This window comes from Vreelandella sp. 162(4c), from assembly GCF_058152265.1.
This window is the reverse complement of record NZ_CM176981.1, coordinates 4,553,821-4,573,407: the sequence shown is the minus strand read 5'-3', so window position 1 is coordinate 4,573,407 and position 19,587 is coordinate 4,553,821. Positions and strand designations below refer to the sequence as shown.

The 19,587-nt window shown below is 58.2% G+C and carries 4 protein-coding genes; all 4 read right to left on the bottom strand.

Annotated features, from left to right (window positions below; all coding sequences use genetic code 11):
- Positions 1–56 precede the first annotated feature (56 nt).
- A complete protein-coding gene (locus AC4EYZ_RS21025) occupies positions 57–13,385 on the bottom strand; it encodes an Ig-like domain-containing protein (RefSeq protein WP_490204000.1) in 13,329 nt (4,442 codons plus the stop codon).
- A 291-nt stretch (positions 13,386–13,676) separates the two neighbouring features.
- On the bottom strand, positions 13,677–15,506 hold the full coding sequence (locus AC4EYZ_RS21020) for a hypothetical protein (protein ID WP_022522754.1): 1,830 nt from the start codon (positions 15,504–15,506) through the stop codon (positions 13,677–13,679).
- Positions 15,506–16,474, bottom strand: a complete 969-nt coding sequence (locus AC4EYZ_RS21015; protein WP_236557307.1) for a hypothetical protein — start codon at positions 16,472–16,474, stop codon at positions 15,506–15,508. Before AC4EYZ_RS21015 ends, AC4EYZ_RS21020 begins: the two co-directional genes overlap by 1 nt.
- A gap of 40 nt (positions 16,475–16,514) precedes the next feature.
- Positions 16,515–19,535: a UDP-N-acetylmuramoyl-tripeptide--D-alanyl-D-alanine ligase gene (locus AC4EYZ_RS21010; RefSeq protein ID WP_238326091.1), complete on the bottom strand. Its 3,021-nt coding sequence runs from the start codon at positions 19,533–19,535 to the stop codon at positions 16,515–16,517.
- Positions 19,536–19,587: the final 52 nt, after the last annotated feature.

The window sequence follows — 19,587 nt, the reverse complement described above, 5'->3', positions numbered from 1 at the left end:
TGAAAAAAGCCCCACACATAGCGTGCGGGGCATTTTTTATTGCCAAACAGTACTAATTACTGATCGATTTTAAGTTGACCATCATCCAGCATGCTTTGGATAAAGTCGGAAGAGCTACCACCCTGCGGAATTTCCACGCCCTTCAAGACGATACGTTGATCAGCATTACTGCCATCTGATGCTAAGCCTCCATCAGATTTAACATGCAATACCGCATCATCTCCCTGCTGTTCAGCCATTATATACTGATCTAGGTTATCTGCATTTTCTCCCTGAAGAAGGTCTGCGATGTCCAAGCGATCAGACTCTGAATCGGCTCCAAATTTACCCATATTAAACCCGGTTATCTGGTCTATAGCAGGAGCTTGCTCTGCATCCTGGTTTTGATCCCCAGACTCCCACATAAATGTATTGGCACCGGTACCACCATACATCATATCGTCACCAGCCCCCCCAATCAGAGTATCATTGCCACCTTGTCCAAATAGAATGTCATCGCCATCACCGCCGATGAGGATATCATTACCGCTTGTCTCCATAGAGTTATTAAACTCTTCATGATTGTCAGTGATGTACTGATGAATTTGCTCGGCAGAAACTTGGTTAGGATCTGCGATACCCAACTGCCCGGCAATGTAAGACTTTATGGATGGTAAGCCATTACCTTCAATACCTGCAAAGGTCACCTGATCTCCAAACAGGATATCATTGCCCTCACCCCCGGATACTGTGTCGTCGCCGGACAGCAATTGGACATTTTCGCCAAGAATAGCATCAGCAAGTTGTTCAGGGTCGATATTCGATTGGACAATGCCATCGGAGTCATAAGCCTGGAGGCTGCTTTCATTCAAGCTGCTGCCCAAGCCAATTGAATTAACCGACGACATACCGTCTAATAGCTCAAACGCTTCCGACGAGTTCTGGACAACCGTATTCGTGGTGCTTCTACCATCACCAGCAAGCGCAGAAATCTCGTATGCGCCATCTCCATCGGGCCTTATTTGACCGATAACACTGCTACTCCAACTTCCTCCGCCACAGCCAGAGCTATGAGTCCACTGATTTACGTTTCCGCTTGAGTCAATAACTTCACGAACATGTCCATCAATATTCATCGAGTAGGCTTGACCTGGGACATAGTCAATATCGTCGACTGTAAGATTCCAGCGGCTACCTCCTTTGGAGCCTATAACTACACTCTCCTGTTCATTGCCCTGATAATACGTTGGCAAACCGTCGGTAATAAAGTAAGTCAGGTTAGTACCAGAATTGGCTTGGACAGAATCTGTATTGAACCAGTTGGCCGTCGTCTTAAAAACGTCTTCGTAGTTGGTACCGCCACCTTTCTGGAATCCATCTAACACTGTCTGCAGTTTCGACAGCGCTTGTGGATCCGACAGATCAACACTGACATTGCTGCCTGCCTGAGTATCAAACTCTACCAAGAAGATGTTTACAGTGCCGGCATTATCCTCGCCTACACTCTCTTTAAGAGTATTGAACACCTCGGTCAGAGATGCCTTAGCATTGGCAATATCGGCATTCGACATACTGCCCGATGTATCCATCATGAATGCCAGGTTATAGTTTTCACCTGGCACCAACTGGAGACCAGCAACATCACCAATAATGATGTCATTCGCACTGCTACCTCCAATAGAGTCTCCGCCGGGTGAACCCACCACGATATTATATTGCTCCACTGCGGTGGTATCAGTGCTTGTTTCACTATCTATGACTTGCTGGTCTCCAGCGGCATCTTCGTATATCTCGCTAGAAGTTACCGTAGCCGTGATATCAAACGCTCCGGCACTCACAGGCACTTTCATCGTCAACATCAACTGTTCGATGCTATCCCCTGTAGGATTAGTCACCAGCCAACTGCCATCCGACTGGCTAACTACGCCCTCACCAGTCAGCTCCACGCCTGCTGGGATGTTCGTCAAAACAATATCTGAAAGTACCTCGCTACCGTCCTCATCCGCTAATAGCGTAGAGAGCTCGACTTCGATAACGTCATAGCCGGTTTGGGTAATAGTGGTAGTCGCATCAGAGGGCAACATAGTTGAGCCATCGCCATATATGACCCCACGAATGTTATTAACACTAATAGTCACGCCCGTTGCCAAATCGGTGATAGTACCGTCATAGCCTGAGTTTTGATGCTGCTCGCCCAGATTAACGGCATAGCTTGTCAATGGCTTGTTTAAGTAGACATAGTCTTTGTCATCACCATTGATCGAATTGACTGCCTGGCTGCCATTCACCAGCTTATCGAAGTCACCGGTAAGCGCAATGACATCCACACCGCTAGTATTATTGGCACTACCAGGATTTAGATTGCCGTCACTAAACGGTGGTTTGATAACCTCACCACTGATTCCTTCAGCACTGATGTCAGAGCCCTCAATGGTGATAGTAGAGCCGTTATGCTCAACCGTAATGACAGAGGCACGTACAGACTCTAGTGTGTCACCCAGCGACACTGAGATAGCGGGCGCATCGGCCACCGGCCTGATGTCAATTGTGAGGGTAGCTTCAGCCCCTTCATTGAGGGCATCAGTGGGCAGGAACTGCAACTGAGCATAGTCAGCTTCCTGGTTCCCTACCCCTTCACCGCCATAACTGTCGAAGCCCGACTCATTAGTGTCTGGCATAAAGCGCAGTTGCCCAGCATCTATTTCTGCTCTGGAGAAACTTGCATCTTCAGCCACAATCTGCCATTGCCCATCGGTATCTTGGAACTCCAATGTTCCAGAGGCTGGCAAATTGGTAATCACAATTCCCTGTTCATCAGCAGGTGAATCGTCAGTGATATTAAAGTCACTCCATTTCAATATTAAAGCAGTGTCTTCCTCACCTGTTACTTGTCCATCCGCAGTCTCTGGGGCTGCATCTATCGCATACTCACGGTCGGCCTCGGCGCTGTAGGCGTTGCCCGCGGCGTCTTCGCCGGTCACTTCGGCGCTGATGCTGTCGTTCTCGGCCAGCACCGATCCGGGCACGTCGATGGCGTAGTTGCCGTCGGCGTCCACTTGGCCGCTGTAGCTCTCGTCGCCCACGCTCAGGGTGACGGTGTCGCCGGCTTGGGCGTCGCCGCCCACGCTGCCGGTGACGCTGATGGTCTGGGTGGCTTCTTCGCCGTTGATCACGTCGTCACCGGCGATGGTGTCGATGGTGATGGTGGCGGAGGCGTCGGTGTCCACGCCGTAGTCGCGCGCAGCATCGGCACTGTAGCCATTGCCCGCGGCGTCTTCACCGGTCACTTCAGCGCTGATGCTGTCGTTCTCGGCCAGCACGCTGCCGGGCACGTCGATGGCGTAGTTGCCGTCGGCGTCCACTTGGCCGCTGTAGCTCTCGTCGCCCACGCTCAGGGTGACGGTGTCGCCTTCGCCGGCGTCGCCGCCCACGCTGCCGGTGACGCTGATGGTCTGGGTGGCTTCTTCGCCGTTGATCACGTCGTCACCGGCGATGGTGTCGATGGTGATGGTGGCGGAGGCGTCGGTGTCCACGCCGTAGTCACGCGCAGCATCGGCGCTGTAGCCATTGCCCGCGGCGTCTTCGCCGGTCACTTCAGCACTGATGCTGTCGTTCTCGGCCAGCACCGATCCGGGCACGTCGATGGCGTAGTTGCCGTCGGCGTCCACTTGGCCGCTGTAGCTCTCGTCGCCCACGCTCAGGGTGACGGTGTCGCCTTCGCCGGCGTCGCCGCCCACGCTGCCGGTGACGCTGATGGTCTGGGTGGCTTCTTCGCCGTTGATCACGTCGTCACCGGCGATGGTGTCGATGGTGATGGTGGCGGAGGCGTCGGTGTCCACGCCGTAGTCACGCGCAGTGTCGGCACTGTAGCCATTGCCCGCGGCGTCTTCACCGGTCACTTCAGCGCTGATGCTGTCGTTCTCGGCCAGCACGCTGCCGGGCACGTCGATGGCGTAGTTGCCGTCGGCGTCCACTTGGCCGCTGTAGCTCTCGTCGCCCACGCTCAGGGTGACGGTGTCGCCGGCTTGGGCGTCGCCGCCCACGCTGCCGGTGACGCTGATGGTCTGGGTGGCTTCTTCGCCGTTGATCACGTCGTCACCGGCGATGGTGTCGATGGTGATGGTGGCGGAGGCGTCGGTGTCCACGCCGTAGTCACGCGCAGTGTCGGCACTGTAGCCATTGCCCGCGGCGTCTTCGCCGGTCACTTCGGCGCTGATGCTGTCGTTCTCGGCCAGCACCGATCCGGGCACGTCGATGGCGTAGTTGCCGTCGGCGTCCACTTGGCCGCTGTAGCTCTCGTCGCCCACGCTCAGGGTGACGGTGTCGCCGGCTTGGGCGTCGCCGCCCACGCTGCCGGTGACGCTGATGGTCTGGGTGGCTTCTTCGCCGTTGATCACGTCGTCACCGGCGATGGTGTCGATGGTGATGGTGGCGGAGGCGTCGGTGTCCACGCCGTAGTCACGCGCAGCATCGGCACTGTAGCCATTGCCCGCGGCGTCTTCACCGGTCACTTCAGCGCTGATGCTGTCGTTCTCGGCCAGCACGCTGCCGGGCACGTCGATGGCGTAGTTGCCGTCGGCGTCCACTTGGCCGCTGTAGCTCTCGTCGCCCACGCTCAGGGTGACGGTGTCGCCGGCTTGGGCGTCGCCGCCCACGCTGCCGGTGACGCTGATGGTCTGGGTGGCTTCTTCGCCGTTGATCACGTCGTCACCGGCAATGGTGTCGATGGTGATGGTGGCCGCGGCGTCGGTGTCCACGCCGTAGTCACGGTCGGCATCGGCACTGTAGGCGTTGCCTGCGGCGTCTTCGCCGGTCACTTCGGCGCTGATGCTGTCGTTCTCGGCCAGCACGCTGCCGGGCACGTCGATGGCGTAGTTGCCGTCGGCGTCCACTTGGCCGCTGTAGCTCTCGTCGCCCACGCTCAGGGTGACGGTGTCGCCGGCTTGGGCGTCGCCGCCCACGCTGCCGGTGACGCTGATGGTCTGGGTGGCTTCTTCGCCGTTGATCACGTCGTCACCGGCGATGGTGTCGATGGTGATGGTGGCGGAGGCGTCGGTGTCCACGCCGTAGTCGCGCGCAGCATCGGCACTGTAGCCATTGCCCGCGGCGTCTTCGCCGGTCACTTCAGCGCTGATGCTGTCGTTCTCGACCAGCACGCTGCCGGGCACGTCGATGGCGTAGTTGCCGTCGGCGTCCACTTGGCCGCTGTAGCTCTCGTCGCCCACGCTCAGGGTGACGGTGTCGCCTTCGCCGGCGTCGCCGCCCACGCTGCCGGTGACGCTGATGGTCTGGGTGGCTTCTTCGCCGTTGATCACGTCGTCACCGGCGATGGTGTCGATGGTGATGGTGGCGGAGGCGTCGGTGTCCACGCCGTAGTCACGCGCAGTGTCGGCACTGTAGCCATTGCCCGCGGCGTCTTCACCGGTCACTTCAGCGCTGATGCTGTCGTTCTCGGCCAGCACGCTGCCGGGCACGTCGATGGCGTAGTTGCCGTCGGCGTCCACTTGGCCGCTGTAGCTCTCGTCGCCCACGCTCAGGGTGACGGTGTCGCCGGCTTGGGCGTCGCCGCCCACGCTGCCGGTGACGCTGATGGTCTGGGTGGCTTCTTCGCCGTTGATCACGTCGTCACCGGCGATGGTGTCGATGGTGATGGTGGCGGAGGCGTCGGTGTCCACGCCGTAGTCACGCGCAGTGTCGGCACTGTAGCCATTGCCCGCGGCGTCTTCGCCGGTCACTTCGGCGCTGATGCTGTCGTTCTCGGCCAGCACCGATCCGGGCACGTCGATGGCGTAGTTGCCGTCGGCGTCCACTTGGCCGCTGTAGCTCTCGTCGCCCACGCTCAGGGTGACGGTGTCGCCGGCTTGGGCGTCGCCGCCCACGCTGCCGGTGACGCTGATGGTCTGGGTGGCTTCTTCGCCGTTGATCACGTCGTCACCGGCGATGGTGTCGATGGTGATGGTGGCGGAGGCGTCGGTGTCCACGCCGTAGTCACGCGCAGCATCGGCACTGTAGCCATTGCCCGCGGCGTCTTCACCGGTCACTTCAGCGCTGATGCTGTCGTTCTCGGCCAGCACGCTGCCGGGCACGTCGATGGCGTAGTTGCCGTCGGCGTCCACTTGGCCGCTGTAGCTCTCGTCGCCCACGCTCAGGGTGACGGTGTCGCCGGCTTGGGCGTCGCCGCCCACGCTGCCGGTGACGCTGATGGTCTGGGTGGCTTCTTCGCCGTTGATCACGTCGTCACCGGCAATGGTGTCGATGGTGATGGTGGCCGCGGCGTCGGTGTCCACGCCGTAGTCACGGTCGGCATCGGCACTGTAGGCGTTGCCTGCGGCGTCTTCGCCGGTCACTTCGGCGCTGATGCTGTCGTTCTCGGCCAGCACGCTGCCGGGCACGTCGATGGCGTAGTTGCCGTCGGCGTCCACTTGGCCGCTGTAGCTCTCGTCGCCCACGCTCAGGGTGACGGTGTCGCCGGCTTGGGCGTCGCCGCCCACGCTGCCGGTGACGCTGATGGTCTGGGTGGCTTCTTCGCCGTTGATCACGTCGTCACCGGCGATGGTGTCGATGGTGATGGTGGCGGAGGCGTCGGTGTCCACGCCGTAGTCACGCGCAGCATCGGCACTGTAGCCATTGCCCGCGGCGTCTTCACCGGTCACTTCAGCGCTGATGCTGTCGTTCTCGGCCAGCACGCTGCCGGGCACGTCGATGGCGTAGTTGCCGTCGGCGTCCACTTGGCCGCTGTAGCTCTCGTCGCCCACGCTCAGGGTGACGGTGTCGCCGGCTTGGGCGTCGCCGCCCACGCTGCCGGTGACGCTGATGGTCTGGGTGGCTTCTTCGCCGTTGATCACGTCGTCACCGGCAATGGTGTCGATGGTGATGGTGGCCGCGGCGTCGGTGTCCACGCCGTAGTCACGGTCGGCATCGGCACTGTAGGCGTTGCCTGCGGCGTCTTCGCCGGTCACTTCGGCGCTGATGCTGTCGTTCTCGGCCAGCACGCTGCCGGGCACGTCGATGGCGTAGTTGCCGTCGGCGTCCACTTGGCCGCTGTAGCTCTCGTCGCCCACGCTCAGGGTGACGGTGTCGCCGGCTTGGGCGTCGCCGCCCACGCTGCCGGTGACGCTGATGGTCTGGGTGGCTTCTTCGCCGTTGATCACGTCGTCACCGGCGATGGTGTCGATGGTGATGGTGGCGGAGGCGTCGGTGTCCACGCCGTAGTCGCGCGCAGCATCGGCACTGTAGCCATTGCCCGCGGCGTCTTCGCCGGTCACTTCAGCGCTGATGCTGTCGTTCTCGACCAGCACGCTGCCGGGCACGTCGATGGCGTAGTTGCCGTCGGCGTCCACTTGGCCGCTGTAGCTCTCGTCGCCCACGCTCAGGGTGACGGTGTCGCCTTCGCCGGCGTCGCCGCCCACGCTGCCGGTGACGCTGATGGTCTGGGTGGCTTCTTCGCCGTTGATCACGTCGTCACCGGCGATGGTGTCGATGGTGATGGTGGCGGAGGCGTCGGTGTCCACGCCGTAGTCACGCGCAGTGTCGGCACTGTAGCCATTGCCCGCGGCGTCTTCACCGGTCACTTCAGCGCTGATGCTGTCGTTCTCGGCCAGCACGCTGCCGGGCACGTCGATGGCGTAGTTGCCGTCGGCGTCCACTTGGCCGCTGTAGCTCTCGTCGCCCACGCTCAGGGTGACGGTGTCGCCGGCTTGGGCGTCGCCGCCCACGCTGCCGGTGACGCTGATGGTCTGGGTGGCTTCTTCGCCGTTGATCACGTCGTCACCGGCGATGGTGTCGATGGTGATGGTGGCGGAGGCGTCGGTGTCCACGCCGTAGTCACGCGCAGTGTCGGCACTGTAGCCATTGCCCGCGGCGTCTTCGCCGGTCACTTCGGCGCTGATGCTGTCGTTCTCGGCCAGCACCGATCCGGGCACGTCGATGGCGTAGTTGCCGTCGGCGTCCACTTGGCCGCTGTAGCTCTCGTCGCCCACGCTCAGGGTGACGGTGTCGCCTTCGCCGGCGTCGCCGCCCACGCTGCCGGTGACGCTGATGGTCTGGGTGGCTTCTTCGCCGTTGATCACGTCGTCACCGGCGATGGTGTCGATGGTGATGGTGGCGGAGGCGTCGGTGTCCACGCCGTAGTCACGCGCAGTGTCGGCACTGTAGCCATTGCCCGCGGCGTCTTCGCCGGTCACTTCAGCACTGATGCTGTCGTTCTCGGCCAGCACGCTGCCGGGCACGTCGATGGCGTAGTTGCCGTCGGCGTCCACTTGGCCGCTGTAGCTCTCGTCGCCCACGCTCAGGGTGACGGTGTCGCCTTCGCCGGCGTCGCCGCCCACGCTGCCGGTGACGCTGATGGTCTGGGTGGCTTCTTCGCCGTTGATCACGTCGTCACCGGCGATGGTGTCGATGGTGATGGTGGCGGAGGCGTCGGTGTCCACGCCGTAGTCACGCGCAGTGTCGGCACTGTAGCCATTGCCCGCGGCGTCTTCACCGGTCACTTCAGCACTGATGCTGTCGTTCTCGGCCAGCACCGATCCGGGCACGTCGATGGCGTAGTTGCCGTCGGCGTCCACTTGGCCGCTGTAGCTCTCGTCGCCCACGCTCAGGGTGACGGTGTCGCCTTCGCCGGCGTCGCCGCCCACGCTGCCGGTGACGCTGATGGTCTGGGTGGCTTCTTCGCCGTTGATCACGTCGTCACCGGCGATGGTGTCGATGGTGATGGTGGCGGAGGCGTCGGTGTCCACGCCGTAGTCACGCGCAGTGTCGGCACTGTAGCCATTGCCCGCGGCGTCTTCACCGGTCACTTCAGCACTGATGCTGTCGTTCTCGGCCAGCACCGATCCGGGCACGTCGATGGCGTAGTTGCCGTCGGCGTCCACTTGGCCGCTGTAGCTCTCGTCGCCCACGCTCAGGGTGACGGTGTCGCCTTCGCCGGCGTCGCCGCCCACGCTGCCGGTGACGCTGATGGTCTGGGTGGCTTCTTCGCCGTTGATCACGTCGTCACCGGCGATGGTGTCGATGGTGATGGTGGCGGAGGCGTCGGTGTCCACGCCGTAGTCACGCGCAGCATCGGCGCTGTAGCCATTGCCCGCGGCGTCTTCGCCGGTCACTTCAGCACTGATGCTGTCGTTCTCGGCCAGCACCGATCCGGGCACGTCGATGGCGTAGTTGCCGTCGGCGTCCACTTGGCCGCTGTAGCTCTCGTCGCCCACGCTCAGGGTGACGGTGTCGCCTTCGCCGGCGTCGCCGCCCACGCTGCCGGTGACGCTGATGGTCTGGGTGGCTTCTTCGCCGTTGATCACGTCGTCACCGGCGATGGTGTCGATGGTGATGGTGGCGGAGGCGTCGGTGTCCACGCCGTAGTCACGCGCAGTGTCGGCACTGTAGCCATTGCCCGCGGCGTCTTCACCGGTCACTTCAGCGCTGATGCTGTCGTTCTCGGCCAGCACGCTGCCGGGCACGTCGATGGCGTAGTTGCCGTCGGCGTCCACTTGGCCGCTGTAGCTCTCGTCGCCCACGCTCAGGGTGACGGTGTCGCCGGCTTGGGCGTCGCCGCCCACGCTGCCGGTGACGCTGATGGTCTGGGTGGCTTCTTCGCCGTTGATCACGTCGTCACCGGCGATGGTGTCGATGGTGATGGTGGCGGAGGCGTCGGTGTCCACGCCGTAGTCACGCGCAGTGTCGGCACTGTAGCCATTGCCCGCGGCGTCTTCACCGGTCACTTCAGCACTGATGCTGTCGTTCTCGGCCAGCACCGATCCGGGCACGTCGATGGCGTAGTTGCCGTCGGCGTCCACTTGGCCGCTGTAGCTCTCGTCGCCCACGCTCAGGGTGACGGTGTCGCCTTCGCCGGCGTCGCCGCCCACGCTGCCGGTGACGCTGATGGTCTGGGTGGCTTCTTCGCCGTTGATCACGTCGTCACCGGCGATGGTGTCGATGGTGATGGTGGCGGAGGCGTCGGTGTCCACGCCGTAGTCACGCGCAGTGTCGGCACTGTAGCCATTGCCCGCGGCGTCTTCACCGGTCACTTCAGCACTGATGCTGTCGTTCTCGGCCAGCACCGATCCGGGCACGTCGATGGCGTAGTTGCCGTCGGCGTCCACTTGGCCGCTGTAGCTCTCGTCGCCCACGCTCAGGGTGACGGTGTCGCCTTCGCCGGCGTCGCCGCCCACGCTGCCGGTGACGCTGATGGTCTGGGTGGCTTCTTCGCCGTTGATCACGTCGTCACCGGCGATGGTGTCGATGGTGATGGTGGCGGAGGCGTCGGTGTTGACCGTGATGTCACGTGTTTCGGTCGCGGTCTGGCTGTTACCCGCCGCGTCGGTGGCGGTCACGCTTGCTTCCACACTGTTGTCGGCGATCAGGTCGGCGGTTGCCACGGTAGTGCTGTAGCTCAGGTTGCCCGCACCGTCGTCGACCACGCTAGTAGTGTAGCTGTTGCCATTTACACTCAACGTGACTTGATCACCCGCTACCACGTCACCGCTCACCGTGCCGCTGACAGCTGTGAAGTTTTGCTCAGCCTCGGCAGCGTTGATCATGTCGTCACCGGCGATGGTGTCGATAGTGATACCCGCGGCAATCTCGGTGTCGGCCGTGATGTCACGCGTGGCGGTGGCGGTCTCGCTGTTACCCGCCGCGTCGGTAGCGGTCACGCTCGCTTCCACACTGTTGTCAGCGATTAGGTCGGCTGTGAGCACGTCGATGCTGTAGCCCAGGTTGCCTGCGCCATCGTCCACCACATCGCCGGTGTAGCTGTTACCGTTCACGCTCAGCGTGACTTGGTCACCCGCCGCCACGTCACCGCTCACCGTGCCAGTGATGGTGGTGTTGGTTTCAGCGGCTTCTTCGGCGTTGATCACGTCGTCACCGGCAATGGTGTCGATGGTGATGCCCGCGGCGATCTCGGTGTCGGCCGTGATGTCACGCGTGGCGGTGGCGGTCTCGCTGTTACCCGCCGCGTCGGCAGCGGTCACGCTCGCTTCCACGCTGTTGTCAGCGATCAGGTCAGCGGTTGCCACGGTAGTGCTGTAGCTCAGATTGCCTGCACCGTCATCGACCACGCTAGTAGTGTAGCTGTTGCCATTTACACTCAACGTGACTTGATCACCCGCTACCACGTCACCGCTCACCGTGCCAGTGATGGTGGTGCTGGTTTCAGCGGCTTCTTCACCGTTGATCACGTCGTCACCGGCAATGGTGTCGATGGTGATGCCCGCGGCGATCTCGGTGTCAACCGTGATGTCACGTGTTTCGGTCGCGGTCTGGCTGTTACCCGCCGCGTCGGTGGCGGTCACGCTCGCTTCCACACTGTTGTCGGCGATCAGGTCGGCGGTTGCCACGGTAGTGCTGTAGCTCAGGTTGCCCGCACCGTCGTCGACCACGTTAGTGGTGTAGCTGTTGCCATTTACACTCAACGTGACTTGATCACCCGCTACCACGTCACCACTCACCGTGCCGCTGACAGCTGTGAAGTTCTGCTCAGCCTCGGCAGCGTTGATCACGTCGTCACCGGCGATGGTGTCGATGGTGATGGTGGCTTCTAAATCCGCATCAGCGTCTGCATCGGCATCCGCGTCTGCATCAGCATCGGCGTCTGCATCTGCATCAGCGTCCGCATCGGCATCCGCATCTGCATCGGCATCTGCGTCAGCATCAGAATCCGCGTCGGCGTCGGCATCTGCATCCGCATCAGCATCTGAGTCAGCATCTGCATCTGCATCAGCGTCCGCATCGGCATCCGCGTCAGCGTCAGCATCTGCGTCGGCGTCGGCGTCGGCGTCGGCATCAGCATCCGCGTCGGCATCAGCATCCGCGTCTGCATCTGCATCGGCGTCCGCGTCAGCGTCAGCGTCAGCATCCGCATCTGCGTCAGCATCGGCATCGGCATCCGCGTCGGCATCCGCGTCGGCATCTGCATCAGCGTCCGCATCGGCATCCGCATCTGCATCGGAATCCGCGTCGGCGTCGGCGTCGGCATCCGCGTCCGCATCAGCGTCCGCATCGGCATCTGAGTCAGCATCTGCATCTGCATCAGCGTCCGCATCGGCATCCGCGTCAGCATCTGCGTCGGCGTCGGCGTCGGCGTCGGCATCAGCATCCGCGTCTGCATCGGCATCAGCGTCGGCATCAGCGTCGGCATCTGCATCAGCGTCTGCATCAGCATCCGCATCGGCGTCTGCATCAGCGTCCGCGTCTGCATCGGCATCAGCGTCGGCATCAGCGTCGGCATCTGCATCGGCGTCTGCATCAGCATCCGCATCGGCGTCTGCATCAGCGTCCGCGTCTGCATCGGCATCTGCATCGGCATCGGCATCCGCATCAGCGTCCGCATCGGCATCTGAGTCAGCATCTGCATCAGCGTCCGCATCGGCATCTGCGTCGGCGTCGGCGTCGGCGTCGGCGTCGGCGTCGGCGTCGGCGTCGGCGTCGGCGTCGGCGTCGGCATCAGCATCCGCGTCTGCATCCGCATCGGCATCGGCGTCAGCATCCGCATCTGCGTCAGCGTCAGCGTCAGCGTCAGCGTCAGCGTCAGCATCGGCATCGGCATCCGCGTCGGCATCTGCATCTGCATCCGCGTCGGCATCTGCATCGGCATCTGCATCGGCATCTGCATCTGCATCTGCATCTGCATCGGCATCTGCATCCGCGTCAGCATCGGCATCAGCGTCTGCATCTGCGTCGGCATCCGCGTCTGCATCGGCGTCTGCATCCGCATCGGCATCTGCATCCGCATCTGCATCCGCATCCGCGTCAGCGTCTGCATCCGCATCCGCATCCGCATCCGCATCAGCATCCGCATCGGCATCGGCATCGGCGTCGGCATCAGCATCAGCATCAGCGTCTGCGTCTGCATCTGCGTCGGCGTCTGCATCCGCATCGGCGTCTGCATCCGCATCAGCATCTGCATCTGCATCTGCGTCCGCATCCGCGTCGGCAGCCAACGCAACATCATCAAATTCAACAAGCTCAGCGGAGTCTAAACCGCCTTCAGCAGCCTCGAAACTTAATGGGTCGGTTTCTTCAGCAATACGTGCAACGCGAACGAAATCGCTACCGCCACCACCGCCGCCGGCGCCACCACCGGCAGCAGTCGCGTCAAGAAGATCGAGGAGATCTCCTTCTTCGTCGTCAAGAGCGGCAAGTAGCGCTTCAAGATCGTCGTCTTGGGCGCTGGCATCTGTGGCTACAATTGCGTCAACATCAAGCTCGGGCGTAACAGCAACTTCTTGGCCACCCTCGACAACGTTAGCGCCTGTTCCGTCGGCAAAGTCTAGCTCCACACGACCATCCTCAGATGTGATGAGCGTTTCGCCCTCCTGAAGAACGTCGCCAATGCGCAGTTCGCGCAAGTTGCCGTCTTCGTCACGTGCCCATGCCTGACCTGAAATCGCTGTAACCGTCGCCGTTGCCATGCGCTGTTCTCCACCCACCGTTTAATTAAAGAGGTCGCCGCTTTGCCAAGCCCTGTGAAAAATAGCTATTAGCGGCATTTTGGAACAAGGCTAGTCTTGATTAAGACAGTTGCATATTGTACCGGTGGACAATACGGGCAAAATAATAGGAAGAGTGTGTTGGTGAGGTTCGCAACTGTCGTGTCAGGGGGCACTTACAGCCAATTCACCGAACAAAAGAACAGAGATCGCTAACGCTAGCTGATCAAAGAAGCTGATACAGGAGCTGATGAACAGTAGCTACCCTTTCTCCTAATTTACACTATGGTGCAAGCTGGCAATATCACGCCGCAGGGTAGAGAAAGAATGGCTATGATTGACTGCCTCATAAGCTTTAATAAGACCAGCCATCATATTGAGTGCACCAGAATCGTTATTAGCATGACAACGCTGACAAAATTCGTGCGCGCGTGCAGCCAATGCAACGTAGTTCGCAGCAGTGACCGGGGTATCAAATTCAAACCAGCGTGGCTGAGTATTTGAACCCTCCCACTGGTTGCCAATCACTTCAAGCACTTCGGCATGCAGTTTTGCAGATAATGGCCAGAATGCCCCAACCGTGTCGTATACCCAACCAAACCAGTCCATCAGAAGCATATGGCCATCTATATTCGCCATGCGTGCACTACTCGGATTTTGCACCGTCAGGCTCTTGGGAATCCTTTCCACCTCAGCCACCATAAGGGGCCATAACCGCATAAAATGATCAATTTGAAAGCTTTCTTTATCCTCTTGCGTCAAATACCCAAAATGCGAAGCGTCTATTTTCTTCATGCGCTCGGGTAAAGAGGCAAAAGTTGCTGTGTATTGCGCAATAAGCCGGTTAGGCAAAGGGACATGAAGCAGACATTGACGCAGCTCAGTCATCCAGGGTTTTCGTTCTTCTGAGTTTTTCCACTGAGGAAGTTGGCCACCTATCTCCAACAATACAAAAGAGCACCACGGCAACCTACCACTCTCCAACAAGATCGGCACAGCGGGAATGACACCATGGTAATGGCCATTTACTTCGTTCAGCAGCGCGGTTTCATGCAGAGCTTCATTTTCTCGCGCTGAGACATAACACTTGAGCAATTTATAACGTGGGACACCGCTGGCATCAGTATCACGAATCAATACCTGTGCTATAGCTCGCCCATGAATCAGGCGGCACTGTAAAACATCAATGTCGCTGTTGCAGTGCTTACGCTCAACCAGCCACGGTAACAGCCACTGTTTGAGAGCCCTTTGTTCAAAACGTTGAACAAAATCCGTGGTTGAAAAGAGAGATATCTGTTGAGAGCGCGGCAAAAGCAACATGTTAATCTGCTGAAAACGCTTGATGATGCTCAAAAAGCTTACTAGCCCATTGACACTCGCCGCCATTAATTGGCGTACTCCCAGCAGCAGTATGAATAGCGTCAACAGTGGCCGCATAGTGCCATTAAGATAATCCAGCACAATGATCAGAAAACCCAGTACAAAACTGATATTGATCACTGTGAGAACATTGCCTTGAAGCGTATCCTGGATTTTTTGCACCCTTTCAAAGCGGTAGTAAAAGCCCACCACCATCACCAACCCAAGCACACATAAAACAGCCAATAGTGCTAGAAGAGGATGTAGAAGAGCGATCATCAGACAGAACAGTATGGCAATAACTGCTGATGATAAGGCGCCTAACACAACACCCAGTACACGTTTACCAAGTAATCGATGGTTGGCAACTAGCCGAGTTTTATTCAAGTGCTGCAGTATTGAAGCTGAAAGGCTGGCAATGGCTTTTTTAACTAGCCATTTAAGCAAGGCATAGGCACAAAAACAGAGTACTGCCAATGCGATCAGAACCGCTATTTTTTCACTGTTGGCATCCGTCCAGAAAACCCATCCGTCGATGCGGCTACGGCCAGTTATCAACATTTGGAGCAGTTGCCAGGGGAGTACCAAGCTTGCCAACAGCATTACTTGAGTTGCGATCTGCATCAACAGGATAGTGGCCACGCGCCAGCGAAATGGCCACAGCACCTCGCGAGCCAGCGCCATCATTAAGTCACGAACCTGATCGCCATGGATCTCATTCGTCTCAGTCACCAGATTGCTCATCAATCAGTCATTGGCTTAATAAGTTGCATGAATACACGTAACTCTTCCGGCTGATCTGCTACCGACATATACGTTGAAACTGCATGATGCACTGCAGATAGGATGGCCTCATTGTGGCGCAGACTGCGCTGCTGTGCCTCTGCCCAGCTGTACACTGGCCATTGTTCTTGGGTCGCAAGGGCCTTCCCGGCCTCGTTTAGTGAAGAGAATAGCAGCGGCAGAAACGCGCTCCCATAAAGCTCGGTCACCGCCACTACTTGGCTGCCATCGTGATAGCGTATATCTCGAAGCGCATCAGGAATGGATATATCCCCTTGGGGGTCAAGCAGGTAAAACAACCGCTGCCAAAATGGCGCTGCGCCGTAGCTCTCTTGCATCACCCTCTCAAGCGCCTCGATATTAGCGGGCAGGGAATCCCCCTGTTGTACATCCCCTCTCAACAGCGATTCCGACCAGCGAGCCAACCCTTCATGCACCCAACCTTGCTTGAACATCATGTGTGCGTTTTGGTATAGATGAAACAGTTCATGTGCAGGCGTTAAGCTCCGTGCTGCATTCACATGCCCACCCAGAGCCATGCGAATATGACAATCTGGCGAGGCAGCGCTGCGTACAACTTCGTCATAAGCCTGCCCGCTACGTGTTTGATCAGTACGTAAAACCACCATAATGAAGTGCGCACGCTGATAGCGTGGCATGAGCAAAGGTGGTGTGAGCCCCAGCACGTCGCGATAAAGCGCATCGGCAGCCGCCAACTGAAGCTCCAAGTCTTCAAGTTGCGTTGCGTTTAGCGCCGCACTCTGGTCAGGGCTCTCGACAAAGAAGTGAATGTCATCAAAACCCTTCGCAGGATTCGGCTCATTTGCCAACTCCTCGAGCGATCCATCACCCTGCAGGTAGTAGCATTCACCGGCTTCATGCTGCGACTGAGCAACAGCAGGCGCTAGCTTGCCTATCGCACAAAGCAATAGCAGAGCGCCCCACCAGCGCCGGCTTGACGATAAGTATTTATCCACGGGTCAGGTGTGAAAAAAGCGCGTGTAACCCAATACCATGGGATGCCTTAACAAGTACGCTATCTTGCGACATCATGTGGTTAGGCAATGCTGCTTCAAGTGCTTTGACACCCGAGAAATGAAACACTCCGGCGGCCTCCCCTCCCAGTAGTGGCGCTAACGCTTGGCAATGTTGACCGCACAGCAGTATTTGCCTGGCCGATAACGCGTTAAGTATGGGAACAAGCTCCAGGTGCAGCACCTCTGATTCTGAGCCAAGCTCCAGCATATCGCCAATAATCAATAGCTTGTGATCCGCATCGACAGGTAGTGCGGAGAAAGCTTCCAGTGCCATACGCATCGATAACGGATTGGCATTATAAGCTTCATCGTACACAGTGATCGCCACTCCGTGGTAATCAATGGCCCGCACCTCCCCCCTCCCTGCCACAGCCTGAAAAGAGGCTAGGCGAGCCATAACGGTGTCTAAAGGAAGGTTGTCGTGCCTGGCCACTGCCAGCACTGCCATAGCGTTAAGCAGCATATGACGCCCAGCGGCGCTCATGCATAGTTCATACGAAGCGCCATCGAACGTAATGCGCCCGCTATTGCCTGAAAACTCAAGCATGCGTATGTCAGCGTCAGCATGCTCGCCAAAGCTGACTACTTTTAGGTGGTAGCTCCTTGCCTGCTCAGCAAGATAGGCATACTGCGGCATATCACGATAGAGAATTGCGACCCCATTGGCTGGCATACCCTGAAAAATAAGCGCTTTCTTACGAGCAATTTCGTCCAACGAGTGGTGATATTCCAGGTGCGACGCAGCGATATTCGTAACAATGGCGATATCAGGGCGAGCAATATCCGTATTGTGGGCCATGGAGCCGATGGCCATTTCAACAACCCAGTATGGCGCCTCTGGAGGCATTGAAGCGATGTTCCAGGCAATACCAATCGGCAGGTTGGCACTGCCTTGCGTTTGCCCTACTGAACTGTTGTAGCTCAGCACATGGGCTAGCATCGCCACTGCCGTTGTTTTGCCTGCGCTTCCGGTAATACCAACGACACGACCTGCGTAGCAGCGCCGTTGCCACTGCCCTATGGCCAGTGTTGCTGCGCGAATATCGTCTACCTGTAACACGGGCACACCGATATCACGATATACCTCGCCATCATCACAAAGCACTGAGGAAGCACCTTTAGTGACCAGTGATTTCACCGCCGCGAATGGCAAAAAACCTTTGCTCATCTCCTTGCCCCGAGCGACAACCACCTGCCCAGGTTGAAAGGATTTCGGCCAGCAGCATACTCCACTTGCCAACCATTTATCAGGAGGAGATGTTATCCATTCTCCCCCCGTTGCCGAGGCCATAGCCTCTGCATCAAGCTTATTTTCTAACGGTGGCTTGATACTGGCATATTTTCCCTTACACAGCAGTTGCTGATAGGCCACCAGCCCTGAAAGGTAGTGCTCTACATCGTCAATCCTTACGCGAAAACCGTGATGGCGAATAAAAAAACCATCCAGGATAGTAGCGGGTGACTTAAAGTACATCGCTACTTCCGGCCAGAAAAAACCATTCAGAAGATAGTTCGCTCTGGCGTGCAGTGCCCGATAAAACGCATTGATATCAAAACCGTTCAGCACATCGATTAAATCAGGGCGTGTCTCCAGCTTGAGCAGCGTCTTGTGAAACGCCATTGACAGCTCAAGCAGTGTTGGAAAAGTGGTCACCCGCTCGCGAATAAAATCGACATAACCTTCTATGTTGCGCACCGCAAACGCAAAATATTGTCGCTCTGGACAATGCGCCACCAATTCATTTGCGCAATAAGCAAGCCAATGGTCATGTGCCTTTTCGTGCCCGTTAGCGATAAAGTAGTCAAACGCTTTGACAACGCAGTCCAGCCAACGACTATTGCGGGTATGATCGTAAAGTCGCATCAGAGCAAAAGCGGCTTCACCATCGTAATAAATTATCCGGGTCTTTTCCTTAACCGATAAATCCGCAGCATTGAGTACGTGCACAAAGCTACCGTCGGCTTCCTGCATTCTTGAAATCCCTAGCGCCAGTGCATCCACCAAATCAGCATAACGATCATCTCCCATGACTTGGTGATACTTCACCAACGCAAGAATGGCGACCGCATTGGCTCCCAACTTGATGATATCGCCCCTATCCACCACATAGGCCGCCCCTTGGCGATGAACGACAAACTCGGAACATAAGCCCGAAAGCGCCCAAGATATCTGTTGGCGTACCAGCCCAAGCTGCTCATCACTTAAAAGCAGTTGATCAGAGCAAGCCTCATACCCCTCCAACAAAGCATAAGTACTGCTGGCGTGACGTAATACATTGTAAGTATTAATGAGGCGATCAAAACAAGGAAAATAGCCATATATGTATCGACCATCCTGGCCAACCTGTTTGCCTAAAAAGCGGGTCGAGCGGGCTATCAGTTCCCCTGTGGAAGCCACTGTCAGCGGTGGCATCTCCCGCCTACTCCAGCGCCTTGGTCGGGTTTCCAGTGCATGCACACTTGTTGTCTCACCGCTAACATCCACAAATATGCCGGTAGTGGAAAAACTCCACATCGTCATGTTGTCGGCAAAGTCCGGCATCTGGCTTGAGCCGTGACGCGCTTTCATGTAGCGCTCAAGGTGATGTTGGTTGACTTCAGCATGCTCAACATGCCCTCCTGCGTACAAACAGGCATTGGCGTTTAGCTCCATCTCAGTCAACAAAAGTCGCGGGAGCCTCTTACCAACAAAGGCTAGGCCGCTGCGAAAATAGCTGCGCTTATAGCGCTTCATCTCCTGTTTTAGCGCCTGCCACTGCCACTCTCGTACGGCAAAAGGCCATTCCAACCGACACCACACCAAAGGATGGGAGAACTTTCGCTCCAGTCTTGTCACTGCTTGCTTCAAAGTGGGTAATAACGCCGCCCAGTTGCCTGCCTGCAAGCTGCTCAAATCAAGTTGCACAGACGTGACTTGTGCACGCTCATAGCCATCGCTTACTGAAATCAACATTACCTGCGAAAATTCCGCAAACTCTGTGTGTCTGTCCAACCACATAGGCATC

Coding starts and splice junctions, on each gene's coding strand:
- AC4EYZ_RS21025 (WP_490204000.1), bottom strand. CDS start 13,385: ATGGCAACGGCGACGGTTACAGCGATTTCAGGTCAGGCATGGGCACGT.
- AC4EYZ_RS21010 (WP_238326091.1), bottom strand. CDS start 19,535: ATGTTGATTTCAGTAAGCGATGGCTATGAGCGTGCACAAGTCACGTCT.
- AC4EYZ_RS21020 (WP_022522754.1), bottom strand. CDS start 15,506: ATGAGCAATCTGGTGACTGAGACGAATGAGATCCATGGCGATCAGGTT.